Origin of the sequence: Heyndrickxia vini (assembly GCF_016772275.1) — a bacterium.
GTDB lineage: Bacteria > Bacillota > Bacilli > Bacillales > Bacillaceae_C > Heyndrickxia > Heyndrickxia vini.
The window spans coordinates 1,467,064-1,488,689 of sequence record NZ_CP065425.1; the positions used below are offsets into that span (position 1 = coordinate 1,467,064).

Below are 21,626 nucleotides of genomic sequence, written 5' to 3' on the forward strand. Positions count from 1 at the left end.
AATTTGTTCATTAATGGGTCTTTTTCTATTTACGTTTGAAAAACAATAAATACAATCCAAGTGCAATCAATAGAAAGGGCCAAAAATTTATAATCGAAGCAGCTCGATTTTCCAATAAACCCATCCATTTTAATACTTCATCATAGAATAGAAGAATAATAGAAATGAATAGAAAGAGAATTCCGTGGAACAAGCCATTTCCAGTTTTTTGATAACGTAATAGAAAACCTAATGAAATAATTAAAATAAAAACTCCTATATGATCTGGCCATATGGAAAGTTTCCCTGAAATATGAAAATGGAGACCAAATCCAACGAGAATTACACCAGGTAAAATGGATTCAGCATTCTTTCCGCCGTAACCCTGCCCCAAAAAGGCGATTCCCACAATAATTAATAATGTTGGCCATGTTAAGTATTCTTTAAACATTGTGACATGATTATTCTGTGTCAGAAAAAAATACAAACCAAAACCAAGTAAAATAATTCCCGGGAATATTTTTTGATTTTTCATAAACAACCTACTTTCAAACCGTATACTTGATTCCCCGTCCTTTTTTTGTTAATGTACTTATGGACTATTAATTTGATGCCTAATTTATAATTAATATAACATAAGTTTCATTATCTTTTCACATTTATTAAGAGTAGATGAAATTGGACATGATATAATAAGAAATAGGGAAAGAAATTCGAAAGGGAATTCTTTTTTATTAATTTTGGGGGTGCCATCTTAAAATGTACATCATAGCTGTTGGTTTAAATTATAAAACAGCCCCTGTAGAGATACGTGAAAGGCTGTCTTTTAATGAAGCGGATTTATCCGATGCAATGGCAGCGTTAAAAAATAAAAAAAGCATTTTAGAAAATGTGATTGTTTCTACATGTAATCGCACAGAGGTATATGCAGTTGTTGATCAATTGCATACAGGACGGTATTATATTAAAGATTTTTTATCTGAATGGTTTCAAATCGATAAAGATGAGTTTACATCTTATTTGTCAATTTTTGAGCAAGATGGAGCGATTGAACATTTATTTAAAGTTGTTTGTGGATTGAATTCAATGGTTCTCGGAGAAACTCAAATTTTAGGACAAGTGAAACATAGTTTCTTTATTGGTCAAGAAGTTGGTTCAACCGGCACGATCTTCAATCAGCTCTTTAAACAAGCAATTACAACTGCAAAAAAGGCTCACTCCGAAACAGAAATCGGATCGAACGCGGTTTCAGTCAGTTATGCTGCTGTAGAACTGGCAAAGAAAGTGTTAGGGAACTTGAAAAATAAACATGTCCTCGTTGTGGGCGCCGGAAAAATGGGGAAACTAGCGATTGAAAACTTATATGGAAGTGGAGCAACGAAAGTTTCTGTTATAAATCGTACGTTCAAAAAAGCACAAGATTTGGCAAAAGAATTTAACGGCCAAGCAAAGACATTACAAGAACTTCAATGTGCAATCGTTGAAGCGGATATATTAATAAGTTCTACAGGTGCAAAAGGCTACGTTATTACAAAAGAAATGATGATTGATATTGAGGCGATGAGAAAGAAACGACCATTATTTATGGTTGATATTGCGGTTCCACGAGACCTAGATCCTAAAATCGCAGAGCTTGAAAGCGTCTTTTTATATGATATTGATGACTTAGAAGGCATAGTTGAAGCCAATTTGGCAGAACGTAAAAAAGCTGCTGAAAAAATTATGATAAATATTGAAATGGAAATGGTTCATTTTAATGAATGGCTAAATATGTTAGGTGTCATTCCTGTCATTACAGCTTTACGTGAAAAAGCGTTATCGATACAAGAAGAAACAATGAAAAGCATCGAACGAAAAATGCCTAGTCTTTCAGAGCGGGAACGGAAAATTTTAAGTAAACATACAAAAAGTATCGTCAATCAATTATTGAAGGATCCAATTTCACAAGTGAAAGAAATTGCGGCACAGCCGAATGCGGCTGAACAAATTGACTTATTTAAGAAAATTTTTAATGTGGAAACTGAAATAGAGCAGCAAGTAAAGATAAACAAAAAAACTCCTTCTGTTCAATTGAATGTTCAGCCTATATAAATATATAGAAATAATTTTTATTCGTAGGAAAAAGGTGGGAAATGAATATTTTTCCACCTGAAATTCTTACCTTTTTAGAGAGGTTGAATGTTCACATGTTCGATATTGTCATGTCTAGGCTGCATGAGGTAATGATTGTTTTATACGCAATAAGTATTTTATTATATTTTATCGATTTCTTACATCAAAATAAGAAAGCAAATCAATTCGCTTTTTGGTTACTTGCAATTGTTTGGGTTCTTCAAACAATTTTTTTGTTTATGTATGTATTTCAAACAGGAAGATTTCCAGTACTCACATTATTTGAAGGTCTTTATTTTTATGCATGGGTATTAATTACACTTTCACTTGCCATAAATAAAATTTTAAGAGTTGATTTCACCGTTTTTTTTACCAATATCATCGGCTTTATTTTTATGGCAATTCATACATTTGCTCCAGTTCAAATGTCGAATGTGGCAATGTCGGAAAGATTAATTTCTGAGTTGTTATTTATACATATTACGATGGCAATCCTATCCTACGCAGCCTTTTCACTATCATTCGTCTTTTCATTAATGTATTTACTGCAATATACATTACTTAAGAAAAAAAGGTGGGGCCATCGTCTTTGGAGGTTGAATGATTTATCTAAACTTGAAAAGATATCTTATGTATTAAATGCCATTGGTGTACCCATGCTGTTGCTAAGTTTAATCTTAGGATTGCAATGGGCATTAATTAAATTATCAACATTCCATTGGTATGATTCGAAAATAATCAGTTCATTTATCCTTTTAATTGTTTATAGTCTAATTCTCTACCTTCGAAACAAGAAAAGTATGTTCGGAAAATCATTAGCCTTATGGAATATTGGAGCATTTCTAGTTGTTTTAATTAATTTCTTTTTATTTAGTCGTCTATCGGCGTTTCATTTTTGGTATTCGTAGGAGGGTATTTCAGTGAGAAAAATAATAATCGGTTCAAGAAGAAGTAAACTAGCGTTAACACAAACAAATTGGGTGGCAGATCAATTAAAAAAATTAGGCGTACCTTTTGAATTTGAAGTGAAAGAGATTGTGACAAAAGGCGATAAAATCTTAGATGTCACTTTATCAAAAGTTGGCGGAAAAGGTCTTTTTGTAAAAGAAATCGAACAAGCCCTATTAAATAAAGAAATTGATATGGCTGTACATAGTATGAAAGATATGCCTGCAATCCTTCCACAGGGACTTACAATTGGCTGTATTCCACCGCGAGAAGACTATAGAGACGTCATTATATCAAAAGGGCATATGACATTAAGGGATCTTCCTAAAGGTGCTAAAGTTGGAACAAGCAGTTTACGCCGAAGTGCCCAAATTCTTGCTGAATGTCCTGATTTAGATATTAAATGGATTCGAGGTAATATCGATACTCGATTGCAAAAGTTGGAAAGTGAAGATTATGATGCCATCGTTTTGGCAGCAGCAGGACTTTCACGCATGGGCTGGAGCAGTGATGTCGTGACAGAATACTTGGAACCGCAAATTTGTCTACCTGCTGTCGGCCAAGGTGCATTAGCGATTGAATGTCGCGAAGATGACAAAGAACTATTAGAACAATTAGCTAAGTTAACTTGTGAAGAAACAAAAGAAACAGTGACTGCGGAAAGAGCATTCCTTCATAAAATGGAAGGCGGCTGCCAAGTGCCAATAGCAGGTTTTGCTAAATTAACTGATGATAAACAAATCTCATTAACAGCGTTAGTTGCTGATCCAAATGGGAAACAGATTTTTAAAGAAACAGTCATTGGAAAAGATCCGATGATCGTTGGTGAGCAAGCAGCTGATTTGCTGACACAACAAGGTGCAAAAGAACTAATTGATCGTGTTAAGCGGGAGTTAGATGAATCATGATTGAACATTTGCCATTAGATGGCAAAAAAAGGCATTTACCATTAGATGGCAAAAAAGAGCATTTGCCATTGGATGGCAAAAAAGGGCATTTGCCATTAGATGGCAAACATGTGTTAGTTACACGTGGTGGGGAAAAAGGAAAAAAACTTGCCGGGGAAATTATTGATTTAGGTGGGGTTTCATATGTTACTCCTCTAATCGATTTCCAAGAAAATGAGGATTCGAATGCACAAACCTATGTGGAAAAATTGCATGAATACGAATGGATCATCTTTACAAGCCAAAATGGTGTTGATTATTTTTTCAAAGAGTTAAATAGATTGAAGCCAAAACTTAAACTTGAAAACCTGACAAATCGTATTGCTGCTGTTGGAAGTAAAACGAAAGAGGCAATTGAAAAATACAATATAAAGGTAGAGTTTTTTCCAAAACAATTCAGTGCTACTGATTTTATTGAGGAATTTATAAAAGAAAAGGAAGTAGCTGGTCCCGTTTTGCTTCCAAAAGGAAATCTAGCAAGCAAAACGATTGCAAAGGGTTTAGAAGAAAAACGAATCCATGTAGATGAATGGATTATTTATCAAACCTTCTTGCCGCCGAAAAGCGTTGATAAACTAGTCACAATCGTGAACGAAAATGAATTGGATTACGCAATGTTTACTAGTCCGTCTTCATTTCATCATTTTATGAACATCGTCAAAGACTATTCTTTGCAAAATAAAATACAAAAAATTGAGTTAGTTACAATTGGTGATGTAACGAAGAAAGCAGTAGAGGAATATGGATATAAGGTTGTAGCTAGTCCTGCAATCTATACGATTGAATGTATGCTTGAAAGCTTGTGCAAGCTACAGATCGCGAAGGAGGAACCAAAATGAAAGATTTACAATTTAAACGTCATAGAAGATTACGTAATTCTGCGAACATGAGAGCTCTAGTTCGAGAAACACATTTACATGTAGAAGATTTTATTTACCCGATCTTTGTTGCTGAAGGTCAAAATATTAAAAATCCTATTGCATCAATGCCCGGGATCTATCAATTATCCCTCGATCAATTAAAGGTCGAAATGGATGAAGTAGTAGAATTAGGCATTAAATCAGTTCTTTTATTTGGAATTCCTTTACATAAAGATGCGGAAGGGTCAGGTGCATTCCATAACCATGGTATCGTCCAAGAGGCTACCCGATTTATTAAAAAAAATTATCCAGAAATAATTATTATTGCAGATACTTGCCTTTGTGAATATACGGATCATGGACATTGTGGTGTGATTGAATCTGGAAAAATTTTAAATGATCCGAGTCTTGAATTATTAGCAAAAACAGCAGTAAGTCAGGCGGAAGCCGGTGCAGATATTATTGCCCCATCTAATATGATGGACGGCTTTGTGGCAGCCATTCGTAAAGGATTAGATGAGGCGGGATTTGAAGATATTCCAATTATGTCTTATGCGGTTAAATATTCCTCCGCTTTCTATGGCCCGTTCCGTGATGCGGCAGGAAGTGCCCCACAATTTGGCGATCGTAAAACCTATCAAATGGATCCGGCAAACCGTCTTGAGGCTTTTAGAGAAGCACAGTCAGATGTTGATGAAGGTGCAGATTTCTTAATTGTTAAACCGACTTTATCTTATCTTGATATTGTACGGGATGTAAAAAATGAATTTAATTTACCTGTTGTCGCTTACAATGTAAGCGGTGAGTATTCAATGGTGAAGGCGGCTGCACAAAATGGGTGGATTGATGAAAAATCAATTGTTCTAGAAATGTTAACGAGTATGAAAAGAGCAGGTTCTGATTTAATTATTACTTATTTTGCTAAAGATGCAGCTAAATGGATCGCTGAATAAAAAATTATTTAATCTATCATTAAGAATATAACCTTATGGGGGTTGTTAAAATGCGTTCATATGAAAAATCTAAAAAGGCATTTCAAGAAGCGCTAAGCTTGATGCCAGGTGGAGTTAATAGCCCAGTACGTGCCTTTAAATCAGTAAATATGGATCCAATCTTTATGGAAAGAGGAAAAGGCTCTAAAATTTATGATATTGATGGAAATGAATATATCGATTATGTATTATCGTGGGGACCGCTAATTTTAGGTCATACCAATGAGCAAGTTGTAAATGCCTTAAAAAAAGTGGCTGAAAATGGGACGAGTTTTGGTGCGCCAACACTTGCAGAAAACAAATTGGCAAAGCTTGTACAGGAAAGAGTGCCATCGATTGAAATTATTCGCATGGTTTCGTCAGGCACTGAAGCAACTATGAGTGCATTACGTTTAGCTCGTGGATATACAGGACGCAGTAAAATTTTGAAATTTGAAGGTTGTTACCACGGGCATGGGGATTCCCTTTTAATTAAAGCAGGTTCTGGTGTTGCTACGCTGGGCTTGCCAGACAGTCCTGGTGTTCCTGTTGGTATTGCCAGTAATACAATTGCTGTTCCTTATAATGATTTGGAAAGCGTGAAACTTGCTTTTGAACAATATGGGGAAGATATCGCTTGTATCATAGTCGAACCTGTAGCCGGTAACATGGGAGTTGTACCTCCTCAACCTGGCTTCTTAGAAGGTTTACGTGAAATCACAAGTAATTATGGTTCACTACTAATTTTTGATGAAGTAATGACTGGCTTCCGTGTTGACTATCATTGTGCCCAAGGATATTTTGGAGTAACTCCTGATTTGACATGTCTTGGAAAAGTTATCGGGGGAGGACTTCCAGTGGGTGCTTTCGGTGGGAAAGCAGAAATCATGGAAAAGATTGCACCAAGTGGTCCAATCTATCAAGCTGGAACTTTATCTGGTAATCCATTAGCAATGACTGCCGGATATGAAACATTAGTACAATTAACTCCAGATACGTATAAGGAGTTCATTAAAAAGGCAGATAAGCTAGAAAAAGGATTGCACGAGGCGGCTGTTAAATATAGCATCCCTCATACAATAAATCGTGCCGGTTCGATGATTGGTATTTTCCTAACGAATGAAAAGGTAATTAACTACGAAACAGCAAAAACATCTGATTTAGAACTTTTTGCTGCTTACTACCGCGAAATGGCAAACAACGGGGTATTTCTACCACCATCCCAGTTTGAAGGATTATTCCTATCAACTACGCTTACAGATGAGGACATTGACCATACAATTGAAGCGGTCGAAAAAACATTTAAAACGATTCGCGGATAAACATACTCAACCACACCTAATCTTTTTAGGTGTGGTTTTTTGAATGGTCCGTTCCTTTCCGCTGCAGGAGCTTGCTTTCCGCAGGGAGGAAGTCGAGCCTGTCTAGTTCCGGCGGGCGGCTATCGACTAGCGAACTTCCGGCAGTGAGGCACGAACGAGGAGGCTCACAACTCACCCGCGGAAAGCGTAGTGTATTCAGGCTGCGGGTTCGATTAATTATTAATTACATCTATTAGAAATGTACCTTTGCACAAAGAAAACTAACATAAATTCCTTCCTTTGTTCATAAAGTGTAAATGACATAGTCAGTTTGATTGAAAGGGAGGAATCCACCTTGTCTCAAAGTCAATCGTCCTTACGATTTTCATTAGAAGAGTCCATCTGGTTTAAAAAAGGACAGGAAGTAGATGAACTTCTATCCATTTCATTGGATCCAGAAATTACTATACAAGAGCAAGAACAATACATCCAAATTATCGGGAACTTACAATTGTCTGGAGAATACAAAGGAAAGGAAGAAGTAGAGCAGGAACAAGAACTCGATTTGCATGGAAAATTTGCTCATCATGTTGAATACCGTACAACAGATGAAGTATTTTATTTTGAACATCAGTTTCCAGTTGATGTCACAATTCCGAAAAGCAGAATTGATCAAATTGCAGATATTGATGTAAATATTGATTCCTTTGATTATTTACTGCCTGAAAAAGGAAATTTAAAACTTAACGCGGATCTTTCCATATTGGGGATACGTAACGAAGAAACGTTTACAGAGGAAGAAAAACAAGAAATTCCTATTTCCGTTTCACAAAGAAATTCACTACAAGAAGAAACTTCCGAAGAATCATTCGATAATGTTGATGAAGAGGAGTCTCTTGAATTGTCAGCAGAATTAAATGAGTGGCATTTAGAAAATGACGAAGAGCAGGAATCAGATGATCAAGTACCAAGATTTTTAACAACAACCAATGAATCAACAGAACAGGAATCATCAGTGCAAGAGGAATTCTTTCAACCTTTTACAGTAGAAGCACGTAAAATTCAACCGGAAGAGGAAATTCCAATCAATATAGAAAATAAAAATGATGAACCAACGATAAATCTTCATTCCTACGATGAAGAGGATATAAAAGATGAACTTCTACAGTTTTCTCGTCAAGAGACAGAATCATCAGAGGACATTGAAGTTGAATCACCTGCAGATGTGGACGAAGAACAAGAAGAACAGGAAGTAGAAGAAACGGAAAATAAGAAAAAGAAGAAATTTGGAAAATATGAATCTATCTCATTAGCTGATTTTTTTGCAAGAAAGACAGATGAAAAAGCAGCAAAATTAAAAGTTTGTATTGTCCAGCAAGGGGAAACACTCGATGTTTTAGCTGAAAAATATGACATTAGTGTTCAACAAATTTTAAGGATGAACCATTTAGAAATAAATCAAGATGTATATGAGGGGCAAGTATTATATATTCCATCATATGCAACGACATTAAAAAGTAAAATTGAATAACCGTTGATTGTCTATCTTTCGTACCTATTGAAAAAAGTCAGGAATACAGAATTTAAATTTGGAGGCAGTAAAGGGCACCCAAGCAGGTGATAAGATGGATAAGAGTACACAATCAGAAATAAAAATGATTGTAAAACAATACGGTCTAAAAGTTAATTTTATCGAAAAGTATGGTAAGACCTATAAAATTGTTACGAAAGATGGAAATTTTGCCCTAAAACGAATTTCTCCTCAATTAGGAACAGATTTTGTTCGAAATGTTCAAATGCTCTATCATCGTGGTTATAATCGGATTGTTCCAATCTATCCAACGATGGATGGAAGGTATGCTGTGCTTAATGAGCACTATTTATATTATTTAATGCCATGGCTGCCGAATGAAGAAAAAGAGGATCGCAATGAAAAGCATCAAAAGATGTTCAGAGAATTGGCTCGGCTCCATACATTATCAGTTAAGGACATACCTATAGCAAGCGAAGAAAGAAAGGAACATTTTGAGCTAACGAATACACAATGGGAAAGGGAAACCGAATTTTTTGAGGAATTTCTTGAACGTAGTGAAAAGAAAGTGTATATGTCTCCTTTCGAATTATTATATTGTTCATTTTATCAAGACATCATTCAGGCACTTGATTTTTCAAAGCAGGAGATAAAGCAATGGTATGAAGTATCTAAAGAGCTCGAAAAAGGAAGAACCGTAGTCGTACACGGCAAAATTTCTACGGAACATTTTCTATATGATGAACGTGGGTATGGGTATTTTACAAATTTTGAAGATTCTAAAGTCTCTTCACCGATTCATGATTTGCTTCCTTTCTTGGCAAGGACACTAACTACCTATCCAAAGAGATGGGATGATTGTGTAGATTGGGTCTATACTTATTTATCACATTTCCCATTTAGAGAAGATGAAAAGCATCTATTTCTTAGTTATTTAGCACATCCTGGTCACATGCATAGAATCGTTAAAGAATATTTCCTGAAGAATACGAAGAAGCCGGAAATAAGATATGTAAAGCAATTGCAAAAACAATACTGGCTATTAAAAAATACCGAATATGTCGTCATGCGGATACGCGAAATGGAAAATCAATCTAAAGGTACACAAAACAACGGCCCTTCCTAATAAATTTCGGGAAGGGCTTCTTATTTTTTAAATCCACTCATTCTGGAATGCAAAAGCAATTAAGATAAAGATGGCTAGTAATAAAACATCGAAGGCAGTAGGTAATAAGATCGTTCGTATTGCTTGAAAAATGGTAAATGGAATAATTAGTTGCCTTCCAACACCTTTAAATGTTTTAAACCAAGTTTGTATCGTATATTGATTAAACTTTTTTTTCATTCCTTTCACCTACCTATTCTCTGGATCCTTATATAATAATGTATGGGATATGGGTGAATAGGTGTCAATCCAGCATAAGCCGAATATTTTTTAAAATAATCGGTAATAATGATTGACGAAACGTGTTTATTTTAGATACTATAATAAGTAAATTACATGAAAATAAAATGCAGTGATTGGGAAAAGTACGATGGGATACTGCTTAGATAAGCTGATAAATATTCAAGCTTATATTCAGAGAGGGAAATCAATAGCTGAGAGATTTCCTAAGAGTGAACATTGGAAGGTCGCCCATGAGTAGCTTCTGTGAAACATGTAAATGGAGTAGTTGAAGCCGGTGAAGAGCCGTTATCATATTTAAGTGCCAGACTTTAGTGTAGGTTAAAGCTATTGTCTGTGAAAAAAGGTGGTACCGCGAAAATCGCTCCCTTCGTCCTTTTGACGAGGGGAGTTTTTTATTTGTTTGGCTTTGTTAAAGTTCAGTGTTGATATTAACGCCATGTTGATTGGAGCGGAAAGTGAGTACCTGCAGCGGAAATCAACAACCCAGTTTAACAGAGCCATAATCAGGTATCAAAAGTAAAGTAGGATAATGGAAAGCGAGGAAAATAGAATGGAAACACAAGAAATTCAAATGTCTACAAAATATGATCCGAATACGATTGAAAAAGATCGCTATGATTGGTGGGTAAAAGGGAAGTTTTTTGAAGCGAAAGATGACCCTAAAAAAGAACCTTATACAATTGTTATTCCACCTCCAAATGTAACTGGTAAATTGCATTTAGGTCATGCTTGGGATACGACATTACAAGATATTTTAACAAGAATGAAACGTATGCAAGGCTATGATGTATTATGGTTACCTGGTATGGATCATGCGGGGATTGCCACACAGGCAAAAGTAGAAGCAAAATTACGCGAAGAGGGCATATCAAAATATGATCTAGGCAGGGATAAATTTGTCGAAGAAACATGGAAATGGAAAGAAGAATATGCTGCGTTTATTCGTAAACAGTGGTCGAAAATTGGCTTAGGATTAGATTACTCCCGAGAACGTTTTACTCTTGATGAAGGATTATCAGATGCTGTACGTAAAGTGTTTGTTACCCTTTATAAAAAAGGATTAATCTACCGCGGTGAATATATTATAAACTGGGACCCAGCTACAAAAACTGCTTTATCCGATATTGAGGTAATTTACAAGGATGTTCAAGGTGCATTCTATCATATGAAATATCCGTTAGCTGACGGAACAGGGTCAATTGAAATTGCGACAACTCGCCCAGAAACAATGCTTGGTGACACGGCTGTTGCTGTTCATCCGGAAGATGAAAGATATAAGCATTTAATCGGAAAAACAGTGATTTTACCTATTACTGGTCGTGAAATTCCGATTGTCGGTGATGATTATGTAGATATGGAATTTGGGTCTGGAGCGGTTAAAATTACGCCGGCACACGATCCTAATGACTTTGAAATTGGCAATCGTCATAATTTAGAACGAATATTAGTGATGAATGAAGACGGGACAATGAATGAAAAGAGCGGAAAATATGAAGGCATGGATCGCTTCGAATGCCGCAAGCAAATTGTTAAGGATCTTCAAGAACAAGGTGTATTATTTAAAATAGAAGAACATATGCATTCAGTAGGACATTCAGAAAGAAGTGGTGCGGTAGTTGAACCATATTTATCCACACAATGGTTTGTAAAAATGGCACCATTAGCTGAAGCAGCCGTTTCGATGCAAGGTACAGATGCAGGTGTTCAATTTGTGCCTGATCGATTTGAAAAAACGTATTTACGCTGGATGGAAAATATTCGTGATTGGTGTATTTCCCGTCAGCTATGGTGGGGACATCGTATTCCGGCTTGGTATCATAAAGAAACAGGAGAAATACATGTAGATATCGAACCGCCTAATGATATTGAGAATTGGGAACAAGATAATGATGTATTAGATACTTGGTTTAGTTCTGCTTTATGGCCTTTTTCTACAATGGGTTGGCCAAACACAGACGCAGAAGATTACAAACGATATTATCCAACAAATGCATTAGTTACCGGATATGACATTATCTTCTTCTGGGTAGCACGGATGATTTTCCAAGCGAAGGAATTTACAGGGCAAATTCCTTTTAAAGATGTGCTCATTCATGGTCTTGTGCGTGATGAACAAGGAAGAAAGATGAGTAAATCTCTTGGTAATGGTGTTGATCCAATGGATGTCATCGATAAATATGGTGCAGATTCTTTACGCTATTTCTTATCGACGGGCAGTTCACCTGGGCAAGACTTACGATTTAGTATGGAAAGAGTTGAATCCGTTTGGAACTTTGCAAATAAAATTTGGAATGCTTCCCGCTTTGCCTTGATGAATATGAACGGATTAACATACGAGGAAATTGATTTAACAGGTGAAAAATCTGTAGCGGACAAGTGGATATTAACAAGATTAAATGAAACAATTGAAACAGTTACAAAACTTGCTGATAAATATGAGTTTGGTGAAGTTGGTAGAGCGCTTTATAACTTCATTTGGGATGATTTCTGCGATTGGTATATTGAAATGGCTAAGTTACCGCTATATGGTGATGATGAAGCGGCAAAACTTACGACTCGTTCAATATTAGCTTATGTTTTAGACAACACAATGAGATTACTGCATCCATTTATGCCGTTTATAACCGAAGAAATTTGGCAAAACCTGCCTCATAAAGGGGAATCCATTACTGTTGCGTCTTGGCCAGTAGCAAATAATGAGTTGCATGATGAAGCAGCAGCTGGAGAAATGAAATTATTAGTTGAAATTATTCGTTCAGTACGGAATATTCGCTCAGAGGTAAATACACCACTAAGCAAAAAAATTAAGCTCATGCTAAAAGCAAAAGACAATCAAGTACTGGATTCTCTTAAAAAGAATCAAACTTACATTGAGCGTTTCTGTAATCCAGATGAACTCACCATTGCTACTGACCTAGCTGCACCAGATAAAGCCATGACAGCAGTAGTAACAGGTGTTGAGTTGTTCCTTCCATTAGAAGGTTTAATCAATATTGATGAAGAAATTGCACGACTTGAGAAAGAACTAGAAAAATGGACTAAAGAAGTTGATCGTGTTCAGAAAAAATTAGGAAATGAGAAATTTATAAGTAAAGCACCACAAGCTGTGGTCGATGAAGAACGAGCAAAAGAAACAGATTACTTAGAAAAACAGGCAACTGTTAAAGCAAGAATTGAAGAATTAAAACATCATTAATTAAAAACTATGGGAGGCGAATTCGAATAATGAATTCGTCTTCCTACATAAAGAGGTCATGAAAATGCAAACGTATGAAGATGCAATTAACTGGATTAATTCCAGATTGAAGTTTGGAATCAAGCCTGGGTTGGAACGAATGGAATGGATGATGGAAAAATTAGGGTCACCAGAAAAAAAGTTAAAAGTTATACATATTGGAGGAACCAATGGAAAAGGTTCTACCGTTACTTATTTACGATCGATACTTAATGAAGCCGGATATCGTGTCGGGACATTTACTTCACCATATATCGAAACATTTAATGAACGAATAAGTGTGGATGGTTTTCCGATTACAGATGAAGAAATTGTTCAATTAGTTGCGCACATTCAACCATATGTTGAGGAAATAGAAACGACCAATTTAGGATCTCTGACTGAATTTGAAGTGATAACGGTAATGGCCATTTATTATTTTGCTTATATAAATCCGATGGATATAACAATATTTGAAGTTGGATTAGGTGGTAGATTGGATTCAACAAATATTTTACAGCCTATTTTAAGCATAATCACAAACATTGGAATGGACCATGTAAATATACTTGGCCACACTGTTGCAGAAATAGCTTTTGAAAAAGCAGGAATCATTAAAAATGAGACACCAGTTATTACAGGAGCAAAACAAAGAGAAGCATTAAAGGTAATAACAAACAAATCAAAGGAAATGAACGCGAAACTTTCCATTAGTAAAGATGATTATAGAATTGAAAATGTTCGTACACGTGAACGAGGAGAACAATTTACTTTTTCCTCTGCAGAAGTTCAATTTCAAGATGTAGTTATAAATATGTTAGGGAAGCATCAAATAGAAAACGCGGTTTTAGCAATAGGAGCAGCAATCTTTTTACAAATTGACGAACCGATGATTCGAGAAGGTTTGCGGAAAGCGTCTTGGCCGGGAAGAATGGAAATAGTAAGTGAACAACCATTTGTTATCTTGGATGGTGCACATAATCCAGAAGGAATCACCTCTTTAATTAACACAATTCAAGAACATTTTCCATACAAAAAAAAGAAAATGATATTTGCGGCCTTACATGATAAAGACTTAACGAACATGATCCAGCCTTTAGCGAAATTAGATGCAGAAGTATATTTTACTGAATTTGATTTTCCTAGAGCGGCATCAGCAGAGGAGTTGTTTTCACTCCGTTTACTCCCACACGCGAAAATAAATAAAAATTGGAAAAAACTATTGGGAGAATTGTCACATGCGTTAGAGGAAAATGAAATGCTCATTGTGTCCGGTTCTTTATATTTTATTAGCAATGTAAAATCGTATTTAAAGGAGTTTCCGCAATTCTAAAAAAACTAGTGATTTAGAAAATTTAATAGGAAAAAAGTAATGACAAGAAAATTTTGGTTTGGTAAAATATTTTAGAAGATTATGACTTATTAACTATAATCAGGGGGATTAAAATGGAACATCGTGCTACTAAAATGAAGCTTCTTTTCATATGTTGGTTACTGTTTGTTCCGACAGGAATTATAGTAGCTTATCAGTTTTACCCTTCTGAGCCAATGGTACCTTATTTAATAGTAGCTTTTCTAGTTTTTGCGGGAATTGTCTCATATTTTCCGATTATTATTAATGAAACTCCTATTTTTTTGACTCAATGGATTACATTAGTTGCTTTTTTATTACATGGATTATTTTATGAAATACTCTTTTTACAATTTTCTATCATCATGTTGATGTTTTCGCTAAAAATAAAAAAAGATGAACTATATCGCTATTTTTTAAATTCAGTTATGTTTTTAATCGTCTCCTTAGTAAGTGGGATTACCTTCTATGCTGTTGGAGGGGAAATTGGGAACAATACATTTTCCGATTTGATCGTACCGCTCATTGTTTATCAAATAGTGAATTTTATCGCGAATCAAATACTTTACCACTGGACCGGGATTTTTTTAGGAAAAAAAGAGCGTTTCTTTGCTAAAAATATGCTGTGGGATTTCTTTACTCTAACCATGGTTTTCCCGCTCGGAGTTGGTCTATATTTCTTGTTTAACAATATAGGATATGTTGCCTTTTTAATCATTGGTATTCCTTTTATTAGTTTCGCCTATGTTTTACGAATGTACAATTCTTCCGAAAGAATCAATGAATATTTACAAAGAGCTGCTGAAATAGGGCATCAATTAACAGAACGTTTACAAGTTAATGAAGTGCTTGATTTATTTATCCAGAAAATATCCCAAGTGCTCCCCGTTGATTATGCCTATATTCTCGATGTAATGAACGATGAACTCGTTCTTTTAAGAGGGGTCGAAAAAGGGGAACAAAACTTAGATATCATGCCAGCAATTAAGAGAAACCAAGGAATAAGTGGTGTTGTATGGGGAACGGGAAAGGCCGTTCTCTATAATGAAAAAACGGAATGGGAAAATGAATCATATGGATATATGCCGGAAGGTGCTGAAAGCATTTTATGTGTCCCCATTTTTAGACGGAAAAAGGTAGAAGGTGTTTTATTTTTAGTATCAACTAAAAAAAAGCAATATGAGAAATTTCAGATTCCAATGATTGATATATTATGTTCGTACTTCATTGTAGCTATTCAAAATGCAAAGCATTATGAAAAAACGAAAATGATGAGTGAGCATTGTCAACTAACGAAATTATATAATTACCGCTATTTCGAGGAACTTCTCTCACATGAATTTGATTTATTATCTAAAGGACAGAGAAATGGACTTTCGTTAATAATGCTTGATATTGATTATTTTAAAAGTGTAAACGATACGTATGGACATCAAAGTGGGAATGAAATTCTTGTCCAAATGGCTAAAAGGATTAAAAGTTTAATAGGTAATCGGGGGACCGTTGCACGCTATGGGGGGGAGGAATTTGTTATACTCCTGCCTGATACGAATAAGCAATCAGCACTTCGATTAGCAGAAATCGTCCGCTTAACAATTGCCAATCGTCCATTTGCAACACAAAATTTTTTAGATATAGGTGTCAAGCATGAAAGCATTTCTATTACAGTTAGTATAGGTGTCGCAACCGCACCACAGGATGCCGATGATTCACTTGCACTTATCAGACATGCGGATCGAGCACTGTATATTGGGGCAAAACGGGCCGGGAAAAATAGAGTAGCAGAATATGTGAAATAAAAATGGTTGATTCAAAAAATCAACCATTTCCTATAGAAATAGTATTAAAGAACTATGTATCATGCTATTATTAAATTACTAATCTACTAATTAAATTAGTAAAAAGAGGAGATAAAGATGCGCACAATATTTAAAAAAATTCACTTGCTATTTTTTGTAGTAGTTATTTCCTTCTGTGCCTCAAATATAAATCCTACACCTACGAATGCATCAACAACAAGTCCTTCAGTAGATTTTTCTGTTCGTCCATCCGCCAATGAATACATAAAGCCAACAGACGGTAATGCAGAAGGCCGTTTAGATATTAGCCTTCTTCCAAAAGGTAAAGCGACAAATGAACAGAGAAAACCCATTGATGTCTTTTTTGTCCATGATACTTCAGGATCAATGAAAGAAACACTGGAAGGTGAAAGAAAAGATACAAGTGCGAAAAATGCATTAAACAAAGCTATCGATTTTTTTAGTCAAAATGCTCAATCAAAAGATGGTTTTTACTTTATTCCATTTGATTCAAAAATAAGCAATAAATGCCAATCTAATTATTGGTATTGTACTTCTAAAACCATTAAAGAAACGACAGGACTCAATAATATTAAAAACATGATTTCTGACTTAGATAAGGTAAGTGGAGGCGGTACAAACTATATACAGCCACTCGAATCCGTAGTTTCAACCAGTATTATGAAAAATGCTGAAACTGGAAGTGGAGATAGAAAAAAATATGTCATATTCTTAACAGATGGGGAACCAACCTCCTTAATTTACAATAGTAATTTATACGAAATATCAACTGCTGATACTTGTATAAAAAATGGTAATTCAAATAGATGTACTGAAATTAATGGAGTAAATGGTCTGAAAAAGCTAATCAAATCAGCCGTACTTGATACATCCGATAACATAGGAAAAAACGATATTACAATGTATAGTATCGCCTTTGCAAAAGAGGGGGATGTAAACTATCAACTTCTTGATACGATGTCTGGAAAAACTGGCGGATTTGCTACCCAAAGTAATTCGAACAGTTTAACTGAATTATTTACAAATATTTCATCACAATTTGATTCACCATCTATAGATGGTGATGTGACAATTGATCTTAAACCATTTAAAGGGACGGTAAAAGTAAAAGATGGTGCGAATGCCTATGTCGATGAAAATAATGTGGCACATGTTAAATTTAATTTTAGTTACCCTATCAATGCAAATCCATCACCGAATGAAATAAATACATCCTTACCACTTGAATTTACGAAAACAGGTGTTTATTCTTTTGAAACTATCAAAATAAACTATAAGGATCTAAACGGGAAAGTAGTCCAAAACATCCATTCTCCCGTTACGATAACAATTAAAGATGATACAGCACCAACTTTTACAAGCAGTGTCGACCTTATCGGTAATGCATTATATTCGCCAGACAGCTTAGTAAAAATAGGTACAAGCGATTCGGAAAGCAATCAATTTTCGGCAAAGTATACAATAACCCCATCAGGCTTAGTCAATAGCTTCGCAAACGGGTCATTAACAGGATTGAAAATTATTCAACCGTTACCGGACGGTATAACATTGGCGAATTCACAATTGACGATCACTAGTGGACAGGATTTCATGTCCAATGCATCTGTTAAAGAAATTATTACTGAAGACAATAAACATAAAATTCAAATTGACATTCCTAAGCCGATTAGTTATTCAAAAGGTAATTTTAATGTGAAGGAATTTTCATTTTCGATAAAATTAAAGGCGATGTGGGCTCTTTCATATACATCTTATCCAATCGCAACTATCCAATATAATGATAGTCGATTTGGATCACAATCTGTTACCACCTCTACATTGTCAAAGAAAATTGGAATGAAGGTTCGCTTGGATACTGATAATACCGATAAATATTATTACGTCGGAGATGCAGTTGGTAAGATTCAAAAAATTAATAAGAACAGCGAAGAGGTTGTAGCCGAAACAGATTTAACGGCCAATTCTTTGCCGAACAAACCGGTTATGGGATTGGAACTACAAAACAATGGCAAAAAAATTGAAATTACTTACTATGATAACTCAAAAGCATATTTATATTTGAAAACGAATTTTGAAATGAAAGAGAATGGAACAGGAAAAATTTTAATCAATGGATCATCGACAGCCGGACCGGTACAATTTTATGTTACAGATTTTGTATTAGGTAAAGATGTGAAATACGAATATCAACTTGAATCAAAAAAGGGTACGACCGATTGGTTAGTGTTTGATCCTAAACAACCTGTACAAATACCAGGAAATTATAGTGGAGAAGTCAAAATAAACGTCCGAACTCTGGGTGGTTTTTCCAGTGATTCAAACGCTGTGACAAAATCAGTTGTTATCACGAAGAACATCCAATCAATTACTGTAACGCCAAACCCAATTGAAGTTGATGTCCTTAAATCGGTGGACTTTACGATTAAAATTGAACCGGAAGATGCATTGAACAAACAATTGCAAATATCAATCGAAAATCCGGAAGGACTTACTGTTGCCGAATTAGTTGACGGTGATAATAATCGCATCCTTGGCGTTCATGAAGGAAGTGCAAAGTTAGTTATTAAAAGTCTTGATGGCTCTAATATTCGGGTAGAGATTCCGATCAACGTAATAAATCCTTATGTCGCGCTGAAAGAATTACATTTTACGAAGGCAAAATACACGATAACACCTGGTTCAATGATTTCGATTTATCCTAAACTAATCTTTAATCCTGAAAATGCAACAAATAAAAAAATCAAAAATATTTTTTCAACAGATGAGGATATAGTTGAAGTTGTTCAAGGGGCAGATGGTGCATGGTATGTTAAAGCGAATAAAATAGGCTATTCCACGATAACGGTCATTTCAGATGATAATCCAGCCATAAAAGATACAGCAGTATTTGAAGTTCATGATAGCACAGATGATAATGGAACTGGAAATGATAATCAATCAATCGACGGTAAATGGTAATAAAGAAAGGAATGATTCCTTTGCTTCATTGAAGCAAGGGAACCATTCCTTTTCTTTCTATCTCACTATTAAGTTATCAGGATATACAGTAATTGTTTCGACTTTTGGCAATGCTTCAATTCGCTTAAGTAATACATCTTTATCATAATCAACGATAAATCGAGAAAACTTCCCTTGTTGAATTGTAGCGTTCATATTTTTGACATTGTCAATCTTCGTAACTTTTCCCCGGACCGAATTGATCTCTAATTGGCTATCTTCAGGATTGGGCGTATTCCCCTTAGCGAATAGCCCGCCTTTTATATAAAATAATGAACCAACACCGTAAAGCTCCGCATTTTGCTCAGTGTAAAAAAATGCTTGTAACGGTTTTATATTCTCTTCTTCTGTTGGAACTCCATTTTTCCCTTTTGTTTCATCATCATTTTGATAATTATTAAATTCGTTCATCCGAGTGATTGTAAGTTTTCCTCCACATAGGAGTATCAGTTCTTTTTCATTATTATCTGCACCAAGTATATTGATGTTTGATATGGTAGCTCGTCCTCTAGCATAAATGACAGAATCGAAAATTGCCTCGTCATCCTCTTTATCATGATCAGTGCTGTCTCCGATAATATTTAAATTCCCGTTTGATAACATATCACCCGTAAGAAGAAGTGAAGAATTGATTGATTTAATTAAAAGATTCCCCGAAGCGTATATATTTCCGGTTATTCTCGAGTTTTTTTCACTTTTAACTGAAATGTTATCACCTGAAATAAGATCTCTCGCAATTTCTAACGCACCGGAATTATCAATTTCGAGCTTATCTCCAATTAATAAATCCTCTGAAAAAGTAGCGGAACCGTAGTTTTTAAAACTGAATGAATTACCGGCTATTATTCTGTTATCAGCTTCGAATGAACCCGAATTAGTCATTAGTTGCTGCCCGCTAGACATAATATCTCCAGAGATCTTAAGCTGCATCGCATTATCTATAATAATATTGCTATTGGACTTAATGCCGCCGTTGATTGTTATATTCCCCTTAGAACCAATCAAATAAATATTTCCGCTAGCATGGATATTATTAAAGGTCATTTTTTTATTCGCTAAAACAAATAAATCACCATTTACTGTTAAGTCATTAATCGTAACATCCTTATTAGTATTTGATATAACAAGATTTTCTGAAAATTCCTTTGGCTCTGCCATGTCCTTATCAATTAACTTTAAATGATAAGGTGGGGGATTATCTTCAGAGTAGCTTTCATCTTTCATACTAGGATTAGTCATTGATAATCCAAATGTATGGATAATTTGATTCTTTATAGTTGAAAGTTCATCCCCGTTTGGAGTAATAAGTCTTTTACCATTCCCTTTAAGAATGGCTTCCTCTTGTGTTTGATAGGCGTCATTAAAATCGATATCAGCAAATTGGCTATCATTCTTCAATTCTGGAACATTTCCGTTATAAAAATTTTCTTTGACCAGTCTTTTTAAAAATCTCGTTGAATTCGAATAAATATCACCTTTTATATCAGGTAGTGGGGTCGGTGCTGATAATTGATAATTTTCCGAATTGGATAACTGGTAATACGCATTTTTATCAATCATTAAATCATTTGCATATAGATTGCCGATGATAGTAGGTGAGCCATTTAAAACCAATTTTCCTCTCGTACCGACTACATATTTCAAAAAACTAGGATTTGGAGAGAGAATGATTCTTTTTGTAATCGTTCGTGTGATGTAACCTTTTGCCTTATCGGGTGTTTCTACTTTAGCGATTAAATAAATAACTCTAGTTAATGTCGTTTTTTCATCGATATTGAAAGTCGATAAATTCTTTGTGTTTTCGATACAGGAAGGATGATCATTTAATAAATAAGATGACGTTTTTCCGGTAACATTTAAAACATTTATACAAGATAACGATTTATCTTTATGTTTTTCTACTATGCCAGAAAGCAGCTTACCTAATTGACTAGTAAATAATTGTGGATTAAGTTGATCGATTTTGAATGTTTGGTTACTCGATAATTCTAGTGATAGGTTTGCGACTATATCATCAATAATTTTAATGCCGTCGTATGTAATCGTTACATCAGTTTCTCTTACACTTGTCCGTTTTGCACCATTAATCGTGGCGGCTACAATTGATAAACTAATTGTCATAATAACGATTGTAACAATCATGACATTGATTAATGTGTTTCCTTTTTGATTTACCATGCACGTTCC

Annotated in this window: 15 protein-coding genes and 1 other annotated feature; of the genes, 12 read left to right on the forward strand and 3 right to left on the reverse strand. The window is 35.0% G+C overall.

All coding sequences use genetic code 11. From position 1 onward, the window contains the following. Positions 1-25: 25 nt before the first annotated feature. On the reverse strand, positions 26-514 hold the full coding sequence (locus I5776_RS07265; RefSeq protein ID WP_202779826.1) for a LiaI-LiaF-like domain-containing protein: 489 nt from the start codon (positions 512-514) through the stop codon (positions 26-28). 224 nt (positions 515-738) lie between these two features. Here I5776_RS07265 and hemA point away from each other — a divergent pair, with 224 nt between their 5' ends. The 8 genes from hemA to ysxE all read left to right on the forward strand — a co-directional run bounded on the left by hemA (position 739) and on the right by ysxE (position 9,775). Next, a complete protein-coding gene (hemA, locus tag I5776_RS07270; protein WP_202779827.1) occupies positions 739-2,070 on the forward strand; it encodes a glutamyl-tRNA reductase in 1,332 nt (443 codons plus the stop codon). A gap of 95 nt (positions 2,071-2,165) precedes the next feature. Next, positions 2,166-2,999 (forward strand): cytochrome c biogenesis protein, encoded by an 834-nt coding sequence (locus tag I5776_RS07275; RefSeq protein WP_202780726.1) that lies wholly within the window; start codon positions 2,166-2,168, stop codon positions 2,997-2,999. 12 nt (positions 3,000-3,011) lie between these two features. Beyond that, positions 3,012-3,947, forward strand: coding sequence for a hydroxymethylbilane synthase (hemC, locus tag I5776_RS07280; RefSeq protein WP_202779837.1), 936 nt, complete (start codon positions 3,012-3,014; stop codon positions 3,945-3,947). Then, positions 3,944-4,825, forward strand: a complete 882-nt coding sequence (locus tag I5776_RS07285; RefSeq protein WP_202779839.1) for a uroporphyrinogen-III synthase — start codon at positions 3,944-3,946, stop codon at positions 4,823-4,825. Before hemC ends, I5776_RS07285 begins: the two co-directional genes overlap by 4 nt. Further along, complete coding sequence (gene hemB / locus I5776_RS07290; protein WP_202779841.1) at positions 4,822-5,799, forward strand: porphobilinogen synthase; 978 nt, start codon at positions 4,822-4,824, stop codon at positions 5,797-5,799. The genes I5776_RS07285 and hemB overlap by 4 nt, the downstream gene beginning before the upstream one ends. Before the next feature lie 50 nt (positions 5,800-5,849). Beyond that, the gene (gene hemL / locus I5776_RS07295; protein WP_202779843.1) at positions 5,850-7,139 is read left to right on the forward strand and encodes a glutamate-1-semialdehyde 2,1-aminomutase; all 1,290 of its coding nucleotides are present in this window, start codon (positions 5,850-5,852) and stop codon (positions 7,137-7,139) included. 334 nt (positions 7,140-7,473) lie between these two features. Next, positions 7,474-8,649, forward strand: coding sequence for a stage VI sporulation protein D (gene spoVID, locus I5776_RS07300; RefSeq protein WP_202779845.1), 1,176 nt, complete (start codon positions 7,474-7,476; stop codon positions 8,647-8,649). 94 nt (positions 8,650-8,743) lie between these two features. After that, positions 8,744-9,775, forward strand: coding sequence for a spore coat protein YsxE (gene ysxE, locus I5776_RS07305; RefSeq protein WP_202779847.1), 1,032 nt, complete (start codon positions 8,744-8,746; stop codon positions 9,773-9,775). 27 nt (positions 9,776-9,802) lie between these two features. Here ysxE and I5776_RS07310 read toward each other — a convergent pair whose 3' ends face one another. Next, a complete protein-coding gene (locus I5776_RS07310; RefSeq protein ID WP_202779848.1) occupies positions 9,803-9,994 on the reverse strand; it encodes a hypothetical protein in 192 nt (63 codons plus the stop codon). Positions 9,995-10,157: 163 nt separating this feature from the next. Further along, positions 10,158-10,435: a binding site (T-box leader), on the forward strand. Between the two features lie 172 nt (positions 10,436-10,607). On the opposite strand from I5776_RS07310, the gene I5776_RS07315 reads away from it, so the two are divergent. The 4 genes from I5776_RS07315 (at position 10,608) to I5776_RS07330 (ending at position 19,400) form a co-directional block, all read left to right on the forward strand. After that, positions 10,608-13,253: a valine--tRNA ligase gene (locus tag I5776_RS07315; RefSeq protein ID WP_202779851.1), complete on the forward strand. Its 2,646-nt coding sequence runs from the start codon at positions 10,608-10,610 to the stop codon at positions 13,251-13,253. A 64-nt stretch (positions 13,254-13,317) separates the two neighbouring features. Then, positions 13,318-14,604, forward strand: a complete 1,287-nt coding sequence (locus tag I5776_RS07320) for a bifunctional folylpolyglutamate synthase/dihydrofolate synthase (protein ID WP_202779853.1) — start codon at positions 13,318-13,320, stop codon at positions 14,602-14,604. Positions 14,605-14,717: 113 nt separating this feature from the next. Beyond that, a complete protein-coding gene (locus tag I5776_RS07325) occupies positions 14,718-16,421 on the forward strand; it encodes a sensor domain-containing diguanylate cyclase (RefSeq protein ID WP_202779855.1) in 1,704 nt (567 codons plus the stop codon). A 117-nt stretch (positions 16,422-16,538) separates the two neighbouring features. Next, entirely contained in the window at positions 16,539-19,400 is a 2,862-nt protein-coding gene (locus tag I5776_RS07330) for a VWA domain-containing protein (RefSeq protein ID WP_202779857.1), read from the forward strand. Between the two features lie 57 nt (positions 19,401-19,457). Here I5776_RS07330 and I5776_RS07335 read toward each other — a convergent pair whose 3' ends face one another. Further along, a complete protein-coding gene (locus I5776_RS07335; RefSeq protein WP_202779859.1) occupies positions 19,458-21,617 on the reverse strand; it encodes a hypothetical protein in 2,160 nt (719 codons plus the stop codon). Between the last annotated feature and the right edge of the window lie 9 nt (positions 21,618-21,626).

Coding starts and splice junctions, on each gene's coding strand:
- I5776_RS07265 (WP_202779826.1), bottom strand. CDS start 514: ATGAAAAATCAAAAAATATTCCCGGGAATTATTTTACTTGGTTTTGGT.
- hemA (WP_202779827.1), top strand. CDS start 739: ATGTACATCATAGCTGTTGGTTTAAATTATAAAACAGCCCCTGTAGAG.
- I5776_RS07275 (WP_202780726.1), top strand. CDS start 2,166: ATGTTCGATATTGTCATGTCTAGGCTGCATGAGGTAATGATTGTTTTA.
- I5776_RS07285 (WP_202779839.1), top strand. CDS start 3,944: ATGATTGAACATTTGCCATTAGATGGCAAAAAAAGGCATTTACCATTA.
- hemB (WP_202779841.1), top strand. CDS start 4,822: ATGAAAGATTTACAATTTAAACGTCATAGAAGATTACGTAATTCTGCG.
- hemL (WP_202779843.1), top strand. CDS start 5,850: ATGCGTTCATATGAAAAATCTAAAAAGGCATTTCAAGAAGCGCTAAGC.
- ysxE (WP_202779847.1), top strand. CDS start 8,744: ATGGATAAGAGTACACAATCAGAAATAAAAATGATTGTAAAACAATAC.
- I5776_RS07310 (WP_202779848.1), bottom strand. CDS start 9,994: ATGAAAAAAAAGTTTAATCAATATACGATACAAACTTGGTTTAAAACA.
- I5776_RS07315 (WP_202779851.1), top strand. CDS start 10,608: ATGGAAACACAAGAAATTCAAATGTCTACAAAATATGATCCGAATACG.
- I5776_RS07320 (WP_202779853.1), top strand. CDS start 13,318: ATGCAAACGTATGAAGATGCAATTAACTGGATTAATTCCAGATTGAAG.
- I5776_RS07325 (WP_202779855.1), top strand. CDS start 14,718: ATGGAACATCGTGCTACTAAAATGAAGCTTCTTTTCATATGTTGGTTA.
- I5776_RS07330 (WP_202779857.1), top strand. CDS start 16,539: ATGCGCACAATATTTAAAAAAATTCACTTGCTATTTTTTGTAGTAGTT.
- I5776_RS07335 (WP_202779859.1), bottom strand. CDS start 21,617: ATGGTAAATCAAAAAGGAAACACATTAATCAATGTCATGATTGTTACA.